This is a genomic window from Blastococcus sp. SYSU DS0753 (genome assembly GCF_054051175.1).
Genome location: NZ_JBJHAT010000005.1, coordinates 186930 through 199746, shown reverse-complemented (window position 1 = coordinate 199746; position 12817 = coordinate 186930). Strand labels below are relative to the sequence as shown.

Genomic DNA, 12817 nt, shown 5'->3' with positions numbered 1-12817 from the left:
CCGCGCCGCCCGCCACCACCTCCCCCCCGCCGCCCCGCCCCCCCCCCCGCCCCCCCCCCCCCCCCCCCCCCCCCCCCCCCCCCCCCCCCCCCCCCCCCCCCCCCCCCCCCCCCGCCGGGGTCGCAGCGCGGTGCCGGCCGATCAGGGGGCCGGCGCCGCGGAGCAGATCACTCCAGGACGGCGAACTGGCCGTTCTCGACGACCTGCACGACGGCCGGGTGGTCGGCGTCCCGGTTCTCGTCGATGGAGAACTCGCCGAGGACGGTGGGCACGTCCTCGATCTCGCCGAGCGCTTCCTGGATGCTGTCGCGCTCGCCGGAGCAGTTGGCGCGCACGGCCTGGTCGACCAGCTTCAGCCCGGCGTAGGCCTGCGCCGCGAACTGGTCGGGCTGGGCGTCGTACTCGGCCTCGTAGGCCTCGAGGAACGCCTGGTTCTCCGGGTTGTCGGACGAGGAGTTCCAGGCGGCGCCGACGACGACGCCCTCGGCCGCCTCGCCCGCGTCGGCCATGAGCCGCGGGTTGTTGAACCCGTTGCCGCCGATGATCGGCACGTCGATGCCGAGCTCACGGGCCTGGGTCACCAGCGGCACCGCTGCCTCGATCAGGGCGGAGACGACCAGCGCGTCGGGGTCGTTCTCCCGGGCCTGGGTGAGCAGGGCGCGGAAATCGGTGTCGGACTTGGAGAAGGTGATCGTCTCGCTGATGTTCACGCCCTCCTCCTCCAGCGCGGCGGCGAACGCCTCGTAGCCGGACTCGGTGAAGGCGTCGTCGTTGCTGTACATGACCACGACGTCCTGGAGCCCGAACTGCTCGGTCGCCTGGGCGATCGTCTGCGGGATCACCGCCTGCTCGGTGAGCGAGGCGCGGAAGATGTAGTCGCCGATCTCGGTGACGCCCTCGGCGGTGTTGGAGATCCCCAGCACGGGGACGCCTGCGTCCTGGGCGATCGGGTCGGCCTGGACGGCGGCGTTCGACAGCGTGGGGCCGATGATCAGGCTCACGCCGTCGGAGACGAACTCGTCGAACAGCGTGATGGCCTGGCGCGGATCGGTCTGGTCGTCCTCGATCGTGAGGTCGTAGGTGACGCCGCCCTGCTCGGCGAGCTCCGCGGCGGCCAGTTGCAGGCCGCGCTGCTGCGACTCGCCGTAGCTGGCCGCGGCGCCGGTGAGGCTGAGCACCGCGCCGAGGGGCACCTCGCCCTCGATGGTGCAGGATTCGCCGCTGCCCTCGCCGGTCAGCTCTCCGGAGGCAGCGGTTCCCCCGCCGTCGGACTCACCGGAGCCGCAGGAGGCGAGGAGGAGGGCCGCGGCGCCGGCCGCGGCGACGGTGTGGAGCTTGGTGCGCATGTCTCTCCCTTGTCGAGCACGACGACCGCGCACCGCCGAGGCGGCCGCGCGTTCCCCGGGTCGGACGGGCACTGCCCGTGTCACCCCGGCATCGTGGGCCGACCGAGGTCGGTCGGCCGGGTTACGGCCGTCACAGTAGGCAGCCGCGGCCGGGCTTCCCCTAGGGGCGTGGCAAGCGTGACCAGTACGTGACCGACCCGGTCCCCGGGGACGCGCGTCGGAGGCGCGGCGCGCCGCTCCCGGCACGCGGGGTAGAGGATGGGACGCCCCCCACCACCGACCACGGAGGTTCCCGTGCCCGTGCCCGTTCCCCGGGCGAGGACGTAGTGCGTCCCGCTCGCGCCGCCCGGTCGGGTGGCCCCGTCCCCGGTCCCGCTCTCCTCCCCCACCTCTCCCGCCGCGCCCTGCTGGCCGGCACCGGCGCCGCCCTCGCCGCCGCGCTCGCCGGCTGCGGCCGCACCTCGGACCCCGCACCGTCCTCCCCGGGGCCGCTGCGCATCGGCGCCATCCCCGACCAGGACCCCGAGGTCCTGCAGCGGCTCCACGGCACCGTGGCCGACTCCATGGCCCGGGCGCTCGACGTCGACGTCGAGTACCGGCCCGTCACCGACTACGCCGCCGCCGTCTCGCTGTTCCGCACCGGCGACCTGGACCTGGTCTGGTTCGGCGGTCTCACCGGCGTCCAGGCGCGGCTGCAGACCCCCGGCACCGTCCCGATCGCGCAGCGCGACATCGACGAGGAGTTCCACTCCGTCTTCGTGGTGAACGCGAGCACCGGCCTGTCCCCGTCCGAGGACCTCACCCCGCTCGGCGACCTGCGCTTCACCTACGGCAGCGAGACCTCGACCTCGGGCCGGCTCATGCCCGCCTACTTCCTGCGCGAGGCCGGCGTCGACCCGGAAGGCTTCCCGGGCGGCCCGGGGTTCTCCGGCTCGCACGACGCGACGCTGTCCCTCGTCGCCTCCGGCAGCTACCAGGCCGGCGTGCTGAACGAGCAGGTCTACGAGTCCCGCGCGGCCGCCGGGGAGATCGACCCGGCGGTCGTCCGCTACGCACGGACCCCCGCCTACCACGACTACCACTGGCTGCTCGGCCCCGGCGCCGTCGAACGGTTCGGCGACGACCTGCCCGACCGGCTGACCGGGTACTTCACCGACCTGTCCGCGCAGGATCCGCAGGACGCCGAGGTGCTCGGGCTGTTCGGCGCGGGGGCGTTCCTCCCCACCGAGGCGGCGAACTACGACCAGATCGAGCAGATCGGCCGGGACCTGGGGCTGGTCAACTGACCGAGATCGCGCGGCTCACCGGTATCGAGGTCCGCTTCGGCGGCACGCCTGCCCTCGCCGGGGTGGACCTCGCGGTGACCGCCGGCGAGCGGGTCGCCGTCGTCGGCGCCTCGGGAGCGGGCAAGTCGACGCTGCTGAACGTGCTCAACGGCGCGGTCACCCCGACCGCGGGGCAGGTGCGGGTCCTCGGCGAGGACCCGACGGCGCTGCGCGGCCGGGACCTGCGCCGGCTGCGGGCCCGCACCGGCACCGTCCACCAGCACCTGGAGCTGACCGGCGCGCTGCGGGTGGTGCACAACGTCAACGCCGGGCGGCTGGGTCGGTGGCCGGCCGGCCGGGCGGCGTGGTCGCTGCTCCGCCCGCAGGACCCGTCGACGGTGCGGCAGGCCCTGGAGCGGGTGGGCCTCGCCGACCGGATGTACGAGCGCACCGACCGGCTGTCGGGAGGGCAGCGGCAACGGGTGGCGCTGGCCCGCCTGCTCGTGCAGCAGCCGGAGCTCGTGCTCGCCGACGAGCCGGCGTCGGCCCTCGACCCGGCGCTGGCCGACCTCGCCCTCGGCCTGCTCGGCGACCTCGCGACCGAGCGGGGTGGCGCGCTGCTGGCCTGCCTGCACGACCCGGCCCTGGCGCTGCGCCACTGCGACCGGGTCGTCGGCCTCGCCGCCGGCCGGATCGTCCTGGACGCCCCCGCCCGCGGCCTGACGGTGGCGGAGCTGGAGCGGTTCTACGGGGTCACCCGGTGACGACCGTCCTCGACCGGGCGGCACCTCCCGAGCTCCGGCTGCGCCGGGACCGGCGGCGGTGGGTCTGGGGGCTGGCCGGGCTCAGCCTGCTCGGCTGGGCGCTGGCCGGCAGCGGGCTGTTCTCCGGGCCGGTGCTCAACCCGGCCGGCACCGCCCAGGTCGGCCGCTTCCTCTCCGCCGCGCTGCGCCCGGAGCTGGGCGGCGAGTTCCTCCGCGTCGTCGCGGGCTCCACCCTGGTCACCGTCGCCTACGCCGTGCTCGGCGCCGGGCTGGCCGTGCTGCTCGGCGCGCTGGCCGCGGTCCCGGTCTCCCGGACCGCCTGGGGAGGACGGCGCACCGGCTGGCTGCTGACCCGCGGGGTGCTGGCGCTGCCCCGGGGGCTGCACGAGGCGGTGTGGGGCCTGCTGCTGGTCAACGTGCTCGGGCTCGACCCGTGGGTGGGCGTGCTGGCGATCGCCGTCCCGTACGGCGCGATCACCGCCAAGGTCTTCGCCGACCTGCTGGACGAGGTGCCCCGGGGCAGCTACGACGCCCTCCTCGCGGCAGGCGCCGGGCGGGGGACGGCGGCGCTGTACGGGCTGCTGCCCGCGGCCGCCGGCGGGCTGCTCTCGTACTCCTTCTACCGGCTGGAGTGCGCGGTCCGGTCGGCCGTCGTCCTGGGGCTGATCGGGGCCGGCGGGCTCGGTTACCAGCTGGCGCTCTCCTTCACCTCGCTGCGCTGGGCGCAGGTGTGGACGACGGTCTACGCGCTCGCGCTGCTGTGCCTGCTGGCCGACGTCGGCGGCCGGGCCGTGCGCCGCCGGGTCGCGGCACCCCGGCGCACGGGCACGGGGTCCCGGCGCGATCCGCTGCTGACCGGCGCGGTGCTCGCCGTCGTCGCCGCGGTCGCGTGGGCGGCCTGGTACCTGGCGCTCTCCCCCGCCGCGCTGGTCTCCGCACGCACCCGCGAGCAGCTGGCCTACCTCGCCTCGGCCGCGTGGCCACCTGCCCTGGACGGCGATCTGCTCGGCGACGTCTGGTCCACCGCTCTGGAGGCCCTGCGCATGTCGGTCCTGGCGATCGCGTTCGCCGCCGCCGGCGCGGTGGCGCTGGCCGCCCTCGCCGCGCGCCCGCCCGGCCCGGCCGGGCCGGTGCGACACACCGCCGGGGTGCTCACCCGGCTGGCCCTGCTCCTGCTGCGCGCCGTCCCGCCACCGGTGTGGGCGCTGGTCGCGTTGTTCGTCCTGCTGCCCGGCGTCCTGCCCGGAGCGCTGGCCCTCGGGGTCTACACCCTGGGCGTGCTCGGCCGGCTGGTCGGCGAGGCGGTCGAGGAAACCGACCGGCGCCCGGCCGAGGCGCTGCGCGCCATGGGGGCCTCTCCGGTCGGCCGGTGGCTCTACGGCTCCGCCCCGGCGCTCGCCGGCCCGGTGCTCGCGCTGTCGCTCTACCGCTGGGAGGTGGCGATCCGCGACACCGTCCTCGTCGGCCTGCTCGGCGCCGGCGGGATCGGGGTGCTGCTGTCGGCACGGATGTCGGCCTTCGACTGGGCAGGCGTCACCACCGTGCTGGCGGCGATCGTGCTGCTGACCTTCCTCGTCGACCTGGTCAGCGACCGCGCCCGCGCCGCAGTTCGATGAGGCGATGACACTGCGACCCTCCGGGCCGCACCACGGCCAGGGGCGTTCCCCGGCTGCGACGAGTGCGTCCGCGTTCCCTGCCGGGAGCCCTCCGGGCCCGCGGCGGGGAACGCCCTACCTCCAGCGTGCGGTGACGGACAACGCCGCCAGCGCGGCGGCGCCCGCGGTGGAGGTGCGCAGCACCTCCGGGCCCAGCCGCACCGGTTCGGCCCCGGCCGCGTGGAACGCGACGACCTCGCCGTCGGAGAGCCCGCCCTCCGGGCCGACGACGATCACCACGGTGCCCGAGGTGGGCACGGCCAGCTCGGCCAGCGGCCGGCGGGCCTGCTCGTGCAGGATGACGGCGAGGTCGGCGTCGGCGAGCACCCCGGCGACCTCCCGGGTGCTCATCGGCGCGGTCACCTCGGGCAGCCGCGGCCGCCGGGACTGCTTGCTCGCCGCCCGGGCCGCGGCCCGCCACTTGGCCAGGCCCTTCTCCACCCGGTCGTCGCGCCAGCGGGTCACGCAGCGCGCGGCCTGCCACGGCACGATCCGGTCGACGCCGAGCTCGGTGGCCAGGTCGACGGCCAGCGGGCCCCGGTCCCCCTTGGGCAGGGCCTGCACCAGCACGAACTCCGGGTCCGGCGCGGGTACCTCGAACCGGTTCCGCACGGCGACGCGCAGACCCTCGCGGCCGGCGGCGACGACCTCGCCCTCGGCGACGGTGCCCGCGCCGTCACCGACGTGCACCCGCTCGCCCGGTTGCAGGCGCAGCACGTCGACGGCGTGCCGCCCCTCCTGCCCGGCGACGAGCAGCTCCGGGACCTCGGGCAGCTCCTCGACCAGGAACAGCGGGACGCCGTCGAGCTCGGGGGCCTCGGTGCTCATCGATCAGCGCCCGTGGAAGGCGTCGCGGACCCGGGAGAACAGGCCGCCCTGGGCCTCCCGGTTGGCACCGGGCTGGTCCTCCCCCCGGAGGGCGGCCAGCTCGCGCAGCAGCTTCTCCTGCTCGGCGTCGAGCTTCGTCGGCGTCTGCACCTCGACGTGCACCAGCAGGTCACCGCGCCCGGTGGCACGCAGCCGCGGTGCCCCGTGCGCGCGGAGGGTGAGCACGCTGCCCGACTGGGTGCCCGGGCGGATGTCGAGCTCCTCCTCGCCGTCGAGCGTCCTGAGGTTCAGCGTGGTGCCCAGCGCTGCGGAGGTCATCGGCAGCGTGACCCGGCAGTGCAGGTCCTCGCCATCGCGGGTGAACACCTCGTGCGGCCGCTCGTGCACCTCCACGTACAGGTCGCCGGCCGGCCCGCCGCCGGGGCCGACCTCGCCCTGGCCGGTGAGCCGGATGCGCATCCCGTCCTCCACGCCCGGCGGCACCTTCACCGACAGGGTGCGGCGGGCCCGCACCCGGCCGTCGCCCGCGCACTTCGGGCACGGCTGCGGGATGACCTGGCCGGTGCCCGAGCAGGTCGGGCAGATGCGGCTGGAGACGACCTGCCCGAGGAAACCGCGCTGCACGCTCTGCACCTCGCCGCGGCCCGAGCACGTGCCGCAGGTGGCCGGGTGGGTGCCGGGGGCGGTCCCGGCGCCGGCGCAGGTGTCGCAGAGCACGGCGGTGTCGACGGTGAGGTCCTTCGTGGTGCCGAAGACGGTCTCGTCCAGCTCCAGCTCCACCGGGATCAGCGCGTCCCGCCCGGCCCGCGTGCGGCTGCGCGGGCCACGGGTGGCCGCGCCGCCGAAGAAGGCGTCCATGATGTCGCCCAGGCCGCCGAACCCGGCACCGGCGAACCCACCGGCACCCCCGGCGCCGCTGTCGAAGGGGTCACCGCCCAGGTCCACGATCCGGCGCTTCTCCGGATCGGTCAGCGCCTCGTAGGCGCGGGTGACCTCCTGGAAGCGCTCCTTGGCCTCCGGATCGGGGTTGACGTCCGGGTGCAGGTCGCGCGCGAGCCGCCGGTAGGCGCGCTTGATGTCCTGATCGGTCGCTCCCTGGGCCAGGCCCAGCACGCCGTAGTAGTCGGTCGCCATCGAAAAGTCTCGTCCTCAGCTCTCGGCCAGCAGGTGGCCGACGTAGCGGGCCACGGCTCGCACCGCGGCCATGTTTCCTGGGTAGTCCATGCGGGTCGGTCCCACGACCCCGAGGCCGCCGAGCGCCCGGTCACCCGAGCCGTACCCGACGGTGACCAGCGAGGCCCCGGACAACGCCTCGTGGGCGTTCTCCTCACCGATGCGCACCAGCACGGTGCCGGCGTCGACCTCGCTCATCAGGCGCAGCACGACGACCTGTTCCTCGAGGGCCTCCAGCAGGGGCCGGAGCGTGCCGGGGAAGTCGGTGGCGGTGCCCCGTGCGAGGTTGGCCGTCCCACCGATGACCAGCCGGTCCTCGCTGGGCTCGACGAGGGTCTCCACCAGCGTGGCGCTGACCGCGGCGACCAGCCCCCGCAGGTGCGGCGGCGCGGTCTCCAGCAGCCCGGGCACCTTGTCCCCGGCCTCGCCCAGCTTCACCCCGGCGAAGGCGGAGTTGAGCAGGGCACGCAGCTCGGGCACCGCAGTCGGGTCGACGTCGGCCGGGCAGTCGACGACGCGCTGCTCGACCCGGCCGGTGTCGGTGATGAGCACCAGCAGCAGCCGGCCCACCGCCACCTGCACCACCTCGAGGTGCCGGACGGCGCTGCGCGACAGCGTCGGGTACTGGACGACCGCCACCTGGCGGGTCAGCTGCGCGAGCAGCCGCACCGTCCGGCCGAGGACGTCGTGCAGGTCGACGGCGCCGTCGAGGAAGCGCTCGATCGCCCGGCGCTCGGCAGCCGACAGCGGCTTCACCGCCGAGAGCCGGTCGACGAACAACCGGTAGCCCTTGTCGGTGGGTACCCGGCCGGCGCTGGTGTGCGGCTGGGTGATGTACCCCTGCTCCTCCAGCACCGCCATGTCGTTGCGGATGGTCGCCGGGGAGACGCCCAGGTCGTGCCGCTCGGCGAGGGCCTTGCTGCCCACCGGGTCGTTGGTGGAGACGAAGTCCTGGACGATGGCCCGGAGCACCTCCAGGCGCCGTTCGTCGTGCGCCACGGTGACACCTCCCCGTACCGGTCGACGCGCCGTGCCGCGCCCCGGGGGCGGGACCGACGCCGGCCCCGGTTCGCCCCGGCTGGCACTCGCACGGACAGAGTGCCAGGCCAGCATACGCGAAGCAGCCCGTCCTCCTCCCCCGCTCGCAGGCTCGCGGCGAGCCCCCGGACGGGGCCGCACGGGCGGGGGTACGGCGCCGTTCCGACGGCTAGGCTGGTAACGGTCGGTGCCCCGGGCGGGGGCGGAGAGCGGAGGTCGGTCCCCTGATCTTCAAAGGCGTGCGCAACGGGCGCCCCTATCCCGACCACGGCCTGTCCACCCGCGACTGGGCGATGATCCCGCCCCGCCAGGTCCGGCTGGACACGCTGACGACCACCAAGCGCGAGCTGGCCCTCGACGCGCTGCTCGCCGACGACTCCACCTTCTACGGCGACCTCTTCCCGCACGCGGTGCAGTGGCACGGGGAGCTGTACCTGGAGGACGGGCTGCACCGGGCGCTGCGCGCGGCGCTGCAGCAGCGCACGGTCATCCACGTGCGGGTGCTCGACCTCGACGCGCTCACCCCTGTGCAGACGCCGGACGGCCCGAGCACGGCATCGCTCCCGGCGCAGCCACCGGTGCCCGGGCCGCGCGACGGCTGACCTAGAGCCAGCCCTTCTCCTCCGCGACGCGGGCCGCCTCCACCCGGGTGCGGGCGCCGGTCTTCCCGATCGCCGACGACAGGTAGTTGCGCACGGTGCCCTCCGACAGGAAGAGCCGGCCGGCGATGTCCGCGACGGTCGCCCCGTCCGCGGCGGCGCGCAGCACGTCGGCCTCCCGCGCCGACAGCGGCGTGGCCCCGATGGCCAGGGCGGCGGCCGCCAGGTCGCGGTCGATGACCCGCTCACCGGCCATCACCGCCCGGATGCCCTGGGCCAGCTCGCTCACGGGCGCGTCCTTGACCAGGAAGCCCGCGGCGCCGACCTCCATGGCGCGGCGCAGGAACCCCGGCCGGCCGAACGTCGTCAGGATGACCGCGCGGCACCCGGGCAGCGCCGTCGCCAGCTCCCGGGCGGCCGCGAGCCCGTCGGCGCCGGGCATCTCGATGTCCAGCAGGGCGACGTCGGGTCGGTGCTCCACGGCGGCCGCCGCCACGGCGTCGCCCCGGCCCACCTCCGCCACCACCTCGATGTCGTCCTCGAGCTCCAGCAGCGCGCGCAGCGCCCCGCGGACCATCGTCTGGTCCTCGGCGATGAGCACCCGGATCACGACGCCGCCACGGGCGAGGCGCGGACCGCGCTGCTGAGCGGCACCGAGGCGGTGAGCCGGAACCCGCGGCCGTCGACCGGCCCGTGCGTCAGCCGGCCCCCCACCGCGGCCACCCGCTCGGCCAGCCCGCACAGGCCGGCGCCGGCGGGCGCGTCCCCGCCCCGGCCGTCGTCGGTCACGCTCAGCTCCACGTCCTCGTCCGTCTCCGCGAGGCTCACCGTGACCGACCGGGCGGCGCTGTGCCGGAGCACGTTCGTGGTGGCCTCCCGCACCACCCAGCCGAGCACCGCGTCGACCGGCGCCGGCAGCGATCGGCCCGGAGCCGGTGCCCGCAGCGCGATGCCCGCGGCCGAGAGCGCCGAGCGGGCCTCGGCCAGCGCCTGGGCGAGGCTCACCTGGCGGTAGCCGCTGACGGCGTCGCGGACCTCGGCGAGCGCCCGGCGCGCGGCGGCCTCGACGTCGGCCATCTCCTGGCGGGCGCGCACCGGGTCGCGCTCGGCCAGCCGGCCGGCGAGCTCGCTCTTGAGCGCGATCAGCGACAGGCTGTGCCCGAGCAGGTCGTGCAGGTCGCGGGCGAACCGCAGCCGCTCCTCGGTGACGGCGTTGCGGGCCAGCTCCTCGCGCGCCTCCACCAGCTCGGCGTTGACGCTCATCAGCTGCCGCATCCCCCGCAGGGCGAACGCGGTGAGCAGGCAGATCACCGGCAGGATGAAGACGTCGCCGAGGACGCCGTGGGCGGTCAGCACCCCGGCGCACACCGCGGCCGCGCCGACGACCGCCGGCCACACCCACCGCGCGGGCAGGGCCACCGACGCCGCCGCCGAGACGTAGATCATCAACCCGGCCCACGCGGGGCCCAGCCAGACGGCCAGCCCGACCCCCAGGACGGCGACGACCACGAGCTGCACGCGGGGCCAGTCCCGGCGGCTCCCGAAGACCTCGCCGAAGACGCCGAGGTAGACGACGGTGAAGGCGACGAGGGCGACGGCCGCCACCACCTGCACCGCCACGGGCCGCGGCGTGCTGACCAGGTCCGCGATCGGGAAGGCCTGGAACAGCAGCCACGGCACGGCCCAGCCCAGGCGCTGCCAGCGGCTCGGGGCGTCCACGACGGGCACGGTAGCGGTCGGCTCAGCCCGCGACCGCGTGCAGCGGCCGGGCGCGGGCGACGGACACCGCGAGGGCTCCGAAGGCGGCGGTGTACCCGGCCATCGCCAGCACTGCGACCGCCGACGGCCACCCACCGGCGACCACGTCGCGGCCGAGCTCGGCGTACCAGTACGAGGGCAGGCTGTACGCCAGGCCGCGCATCGCCTCGGGCAGCATCTCCACCGGCCACCACAGCCCGCCCAGCGCCGCCAGCACCACACCCAGGATGCCGATGGCGCCACCGGCCGCCTTCTCGTCCAGCGACAGCCCGACCAGGATGCCGAGGGCCACGAACGCCGCCGACCCCGCCCACAGCACGGCGAGGAGCGCCAGCCACGTGCCGGCCGGCAGCTGCACCCCGTTGACGAACCGCCCGACCAGCGCGACGACCAGCAGGCTCGGCAGGGTCAGCAGCACCCCGACGGCGACGTCGACGGCGAACACCTGGGTCTGCGGCACGGGGGTCACCCGGAGCTGGCGGAGCCAGCCCGAGGCGCGGTCGAACGAGATGCGGATGGTCGCGCCCAGGGACGCCCCGATGGCCCCGTAGGCCATCATCGAGACCATGATCGCGGCGGCGGCCTCCTGCTGCGCCGCCGCACCGGTCATCTGCCCCCCGATGATCCTGGTCAGGAAGATCGTGAACAGCGCGGGCAGCAGCACGGTGAAGAAGAGGAACTGCTTGTTGCGCCCCACGCGGCGCAGCTGGAAGGCGAACAGCGGGCTCATCGGGCGGCTCCGATCGTGCTCGGCCGGCGGGTGGGGATCAGCGAGAGGACGGCGTCCTCGAGGGACGCGCCGCGCACCTCGAGGTCGGGCAGGCCGCCGTCGGCCAGCAACGCCCGCAGGGTGGCGTCGACGTCGGTGGTCGCCAGCCGCACCGTGCTCCCCTGCCAGGTCACCGCGGTGACCCCCGGAACGGCGTCGAACCGCCGCTCCGGAGCGGCCGTGAAGGAGACGGTGCGCCCGCCGACCCCGGCCTTGACCTCCGCGGCGGTGCCGTCGGCGACCACCCGCCCGCCGGCGACCACGACCACCCGGTCGGCGACCGCGTCGGCCTCGTCGAGGTGGTGGGTGGCGAAGACGACGGTGTGCCCGCGGCCGGCCAGGCCGCGCATCGTCATCCAGAACGCACGGCGCGCCTCGACGTCCATGGCAGAGGTGGGCTCGTCGAGCAGCAGCAGTGGCGGTGCGCCGGCGAGGGCCAGGGCCAGCAGGACGCGCTGGCGCTGACCACCGGAGAGCGCCTCCACCGGCCGGTCGAGCAGCCCGTCGATGCCCGCGGTGACCACGAGGTCGTCCAGCGGCCACGCCGTCGGGAAACTGCGGCGCACCAGGTGGAGCACCTCGCCGACCCGGGCCTCGCTGGGCAGCCCGCCGTGCTGCAGCATCGCGCCGACGCTGCCGGCCCGGACGGCGTCGCCCGGGCTGCGGCCGAGCACGCGCATCTCCCCGGCCGTCGGGGTCAGCAGGCCCAGCACGGCGTTGACGACGGTCGATTTGCCGGCGCCGTTGGGCCCGAGCAGGGCGACGGTCTGGCCGCACGGGATGGTGAGGTCGAGGTCGTCGACGGCGACCGCGTCGCCGTAGCGGACGGTCAGCCCGCGGATGTCGAGAGCGGGTGCGGGAGGCATGCGCCGAGCCTGCTCCCGCGGCGCCGGAGCGCACTAGTGCCGGACGTCGCCGGTCGCGCCTGACATCCGTCAGACGCGACCGGCGCACCAGGTCAGGCGGCGGGCGTGCAGGCCACGCAGGTGCGGGCGAACGGGCGCAGCTCGAGCCGCTCCTCGGGGATGGCGGTACCGCAGCCGGTGCAGCGGCCGTAGCTGCCGTCGTCGAGGCGGGCGAGCGCGGCGTCGATCTCCTCGATGGTGCGCTGCAGGTCGGCGCTGCGGCGCTGGGCGACCGGGTCGGGCACCGAGGTCGCGCACTCGGCGAGCGCCTCCTCGCGCTGCTGCGCGCAGTCGGCGCGCTGCTCCTCCAGGAGGGTGCGGAAGCGGTTCGCCGAGGCGGCGGTCGTGCTGTCGATGCTGGCAGACATGCGGGGATCTCCTTCTCGGGGCAACGCGGGAAGACGCGGTCACCGGTCGGTGGCGCGTCGGGATTGGTGCGGGGACTCCGGGACGGAGTCAGGAGCGACGCGGCGGGGCCCGGTCCTGGCTGCGGCGGAGGACGTCGAGGCCACGCAGCCCGCGGGCACGGCGGTTCATCGCGAGGGCGAGCCGGGCACCGCCGGACAGGGCGAACGGTGGGGCCGCCGCTGGGCGCACTCCTGGCACGGTCACGACCGACCACCCCCTCCGAACACCCGGCCCCGTTGCCGGAACGGGGACCATAGCCCACAACGGCCGGACCAATCTCGCCCTTTCGGATGAACCGAGCCACCCTCG

The 12817-nt window shown here is 75.7% G+C and carries 14 protein-coding genes; 4 read left to right on the top strand and 10 right to left on the bottom strand.

From position 1 onward, the window contains the following. Nucleotides 1-167: 167 nt before the first annotated feature. Nucleotides 168-1346, bottom strand: coding sequence for an ABC transporter substrate-binding protein (locus ACI799_RS07035; RefSeq protein WP_456591228.1), 1179 nt, complete (start codon nucleotides 1344-1346; stop codon nucleotides 168-170). 326 nt (nucleotides 1347-1672) lie between these two features. On the opposite strand from ACI799_RS07035, the gene ACI799_RS07030 reads away from it, so the two are divergent. From ACI799_RS07030 to ACI799_RS07020, 3 genes are all read left to right on the top strand, one after another. Further along, complete coding sequence (locus tag ACI799_RS07030) at nucleotides 1673-2632, top strand: putative selenate ABC transporter substrate-binding protein (protein ID WP_456612722.1); 960 nt, start codon at nucleotides 1673-1675, stop codon at nucleotides 2630-2632. 62 nt (nucleotides 2633-2694) lie between these two features. Next, a complete protein-coding gene (locus tag ACI799_RS07025; RefSeq protein ID WP_456612721.1) occupies nucleotides 2695-3375 on the top strand; it encodes a phosphonate ABC transporter ATP-binding protein in 681 nt (226 codons plus the stop codon). Beyond that, nucleotides 3372-4991 carry a PhnE/PtxC family ABC transporter permease gene (locus ACI799_RS07020; RefSeq protein WP_456612720.1) on the top strand — a complete coding sequence of 540 codons (1620 nt, stop codon included), beginning with the start codon at nucleotides 3372-3374 and terminating at the stop codon, nucleotides 4989-4991. Before ACI799_RS07025 ends, ACI799_RS07020 begins: the two co-directional genes overlap by 4 nt. Before the next feature lie 114 nt (nucleotides 4992-5105). Here ACI799_RS07020 and ACI799_RS07015 read toward each other — a convergent pair whose 3' ends face one another. The 3 genes from ACI799_RS07015 to hrcA are packed head-to-tail and all read right to left on the bottom strand — an operon-like array spanning nucleotide 5106 to nucleotide 8030. After that, nucleotides 5106-5858 carry a 16S rRNA (uracil(1498)-N(3))-methyltransferase gene (locus tag ACI799_RS07015; RefSeq protein ID WP_456612719.1) on the bottom strand — a complete coding sequence of 251 codons (753 nt, stop codon included), beginning with the start codon at nucleotides 5856-5858 and terminating at the stop codon, nucleotides 5106-5108. Nucleotides 5859-5861: 3 nt separating this feature from the next. After that, nucleotides 5862-6992 (bottom strand): molecular chaperone DnaJ, encoded by a 1131-nt coding sequence (dnaJ, locus tag ACI799_RS07010; protein ID WP_456612718.1) that lies wholly within the window; start codon nucleotides 6990-6992, stop codon nucleotides 5862-5864. A 15-nt stretch (nucleotides 6993-7007) separates the two neighbouring features. Next, nucleotides 7008-8030 carry a heat-inducible transcriptional repressor HrcA gene (hrcA, locus tag ACI799_RS07005; protein WP_456591234.1) on the bottom strand — a complete coding sequence of 341 codons (1023 nt, stop codon included), beginning with the start codon at nucleotides 8028-8030 and terminating at the stop codon, nucleotides 7008-7010. A 263-nt stretch (nucleotides 8031-8293) separates the two neighbouring features. Here hrcA and ACI799_RS07000 point away from each other — a divergent pair, with 263 nt between their 5' ends. Beyond that, a complete protein-coding gene (locus tag ACI799_RS07000; RefSeq protein WP_456599218.1) occupies nucleotides 8294-8671 on the top strand; it encodes a type II toxin-antitoxin system VapB family antitoxin in 378 nt (125 codons plus the stop codon). A 1-nt stretch (nucleotide 8672) separates the two neighbouring features. Here ACI799_RS07000 and ACI799_RS06995 read toward each other — a convergent pair whose 3' ends face one another. The 6 genes from ACI799_RS06995 to ACI799_RS06970 all read right to left on the bottom strand — a co-directional run bounded on the left by ACI799_RS06995 (nucleotide 8673) and on the right by ACI799_RS06970 (nucleotide 12712). Then, nucleotides 8673-9278 carry a response regulator gene (locus ACI799_RS06995; protein WP_456612717.1) on the bottom strand — a complete coding sequence of 202 codons (606 nt, stop codon included), beginning with the start codon at nucleotides 9276-9278 and terminating at the stop codon, nucleotides 8673-8675. After that, nucleotides 9275-10387, bottom strand: a complete 1113-nt coding sequence (locus ACI799_RS06990; RefSeq protein ID WP_456599122.1) for a sensor histidine kinase — start codon at nucleotides 10385-10387, stop codon at nucleotides 9275-9277. The genes ACI799_RS06995 and ACI799_RS06990 overlap by 4 nt, the downstream gene beginning before the upstream one ends. A 22-nt stretch (nucleotides 10388-10409) precedes the next feature. Beyond that, nucleotides 10410-11156: an ABC transporter permease gene (locus ACI799_RS06985; RefSeq protein WP_456591237.1), complete on the bottom strand. Its 747-nt coding sequence runs from the start codon at nucleotides 11154-11156 to the stop codon at nucleotides 10410-10412. After that, on the bottom strand, nucleotides 11153-12061 hold the full coding sequence (locus ACI799_RS06980; protein WP_456612716.1) for an ATP-binding cassette domain-containing protein: 909 nt from the start codon (nucleotides 12059-12061) through the stop codon (nucleotides 11153-11155). Before ACI799_RS06980 ends, ACI799_RS06985 begins: the two co-directional genes overlap by 4 nt. 92 nt (nucleotides 12062-12153) lie before the next feature. After that, nucleotides 12154-12468: a TraR/DksA family transcriptional regulator gene (locus ACI799_RS06975; RefSeq protein WP_456591239.1), complete on the bottom strand. Its 315-nt coding sequence runs from the start codon at nucleotides 12466-12468 to the stop codon at nucleotides 12154-12156. Between the two features lie 88 nt (nucleotides 12469-12556). After that, a complete protein-coding gene (locus ACI799_RS06970; RefSeq protein ID WP_456591240.1) occupies nucleotides 12557-12712 on the bottom strand; it encodes a hypothetical protein in 156 nt (51 codons plus the stop codon). Nucleotides 12713-12817 lie beyond the last annotated feature (105 nt).